The organism is Flavobacterium sp. (assembly GCF_035456085.1).
Lineage (GTDB): Bacteria > Bacteroidota > Bacteroidia > Flavobacteriales > Flavobacteriaceae > Flavobacterium.
In genome coordinates, this window is record NZ_DATIDY010000250.1 from 1 (window position 1) to 2,367 (window position 2,367).

The 2,367-nt window shown below is 32.7% G+C and carries 2 protein-coding genes; both read left to right on the forward strand.

The window, feature by feature from the left end; genetic code table 11:
- Positions 1-1,305, forward strand: a 1,305-nt coding sequence (locus VLC96_RS18240) for a glycosyl hydrolase family 8 (protein WP_325265228.1), incomplete at its 5' end; no start/stop codon positions are given.
- A 284-nt stretch (positions 1,306-1,589) separates the two neighbouring features.
- On the forward strand, positions 1,590-2,367 hold a 778-nt coding region (locus VLC96_RS18245; RefSeq protein WP_325265229.1), incomplete at its 3' end, for a S1 RNA-binding domain-containing protein.

Consider the following 2,367-nt stretch of genomic DNA (forward strand, 5'->3'; position numbering starts at 1 on the left):
AATGGACTAATGGCAACTACAAGAAACAGCCAAGATCTTAAAGACAGTTACGCAATTTGGAAAAACAATTTTGTAGAAACATGTAATAATGGCCGTTCTCGAGTGAAATTTGATGATATTTCTAAAACCGTTTCTGAAGGAATTGGTTACGGAATGTTGCTTTCGGCATACATGGGCGATAAAATCCTTTTTGATTCACTTTGGTTATACTACAAAGACAATATCAATGCAAATGGAGTAATGAATTGGAAAATTAATGGTTGCTTAGGAATTGATGGCGCAAATGGCGCGACTGATGCCGAATTAGATAGCGCATTCGCATTAATAGTAGCTGATTATCAATGGGGTAGTACTGGAACAATAAACTATAAAAACGACGCCAAATTGTTAATCAAAGCAATTAAAACCTACGAAGTTGAAGCAACTACTTTTGTTCTGAAGCCTGGTGACGCATTTGGTGGGAGTTCATTAACTAATCCTTCCTATTTTGCTCCTGCATATTTTAGAGCCTTTGGAAATTTCACTAATGATAGTGCATTTTGGAACTCAGTTGCCGCCAAAGCATATACGGTTATCAATAATAATTTGACTAAGAATAATGCAGTTGGTGGTCTAGTATCTGATTGGTGCACTGCTACTGGTGATTATTCTAGTGCAACAAGTAATTATACAAATCAGGGAAAATCTTACACATATGACGCTGCTAGAACACCTTGGCGAATAACGATTGATTATTTATGGTATGGCACAGCAGAGGCTAAGACTTATACTAAGAAAGCATCTGACTTTGTTAGAGTAAATTTAGGAGGTTCTTCAAACATAAAAGATGGATATAATCAAAATGGAAGTTTGTATGGGCAATGGCATAATGCTACTTTTGTAGGAGCATTTGCTTGCGCAGCAATGGCTGGTGAAAATCAATCACATTTAGATGCTTCTTATAATGATTTGAAAAACTTAAATGAACCAGGTAGTTACTTTAATCATACTTTAAAAACTTTATATTTATTAACATTGACAGGTAATTTTTATTTGCCTCCAACGGCAACTTTGGCTAATCCTGAATTGAAAAAAAATCCTGAAACAATTTTGGTGTATCCAAATCCTAGCAAGGACGTTTTTACAATTGTTTCACCTGAAGAATCTGAAATTTCAGTAATTTCTCCACAAGGAAATGTTGTTCTAAATCAGAAAGCAATTGCTGGAAATAACCAAATAAATTTAACGAATCAAGCACCAGGAATGTATTTAATCAAAATTAAAAATAGCTATACAACTGTGGTTAAAAAATTGATTTTGAAATAGATTTGAATTGAATATTTTATCTACAATTTCAAGCTAAATAAAAGTTTATCTTACTTTCATAAGAACATTTGTGTGCTTTTTAATGATTTGTATAACAGTTCTTGAAGTTGTGTTAAATATCTTGTTCTAAAATATTTTGTCATGTTAGATAAATGTTTTAATTTTGCACACCTTTTGGTAAAGAAGAGTTTCCTTTAGGTATCAACTATTTATGTAAAACAACTTCTGCTTTTTCTATTACTTTGAGAAACTCGAGAAAAACAGAATACAAATTTTTAATCAGCATGTCTGAACAATTAAAATCACAAGAAGAGTTTTTATCAAATTTTAACTGGCATAACTTCGAAGAAGGTATCGATGCAGTAGATGAGAAAAACTTGTTAGAATTCGAAGAACTAGTATCAAAAACTTTTATCGCTACAGATCAGGAAGAAGTTGTAGAAGGAGTAGTTGTAAGAATCACAGATAGAGACGTTATCGTTGATATCAATGCAAAATCGGAAGGTGTTATTTCATTGAATGAATTCCGTTATAACCCAAACTTAAAAGTAGGTGACAAAGTAGAAGTGTTAATCGACATCCGTGAGGACAAAACTGGTCAATTAGTATTATCTCACAGAAAAGCTCGTACTATTAAATCATGGGATAGAGTTATTGCTGCAAACGAAACAGGTGAAATCGTTAATGGTTTTGTAAAATGCAGAACTAAAGGTGGTATGATCGTTGATGTTTTCGGAATTGAAGCATTCTTACCAGGATCTCAAATTGATGTTAAACCAATTAGAGATTACGATGTTTATGTAAACAAAATGATGGAATTCAAAGTGGTAAAAATTAACCACGAATTCAAAAATGTTGTTGTATCTCACAAAGCTCTTATTGAAGCTGATATTGAAGTACAGAAAAAAGAAATCATCGGAAAATTACAAAAAGGACAAGTATTAGAAGGTGTTGTTAAAAACATTACTTCTTACGGTGTCTTTATTGATTTAGGTGGTGTTGATGGATTAATCCACATTACTGACCTTTCTTGGTCAAGAATCAACCACCCATCTGAAGTTC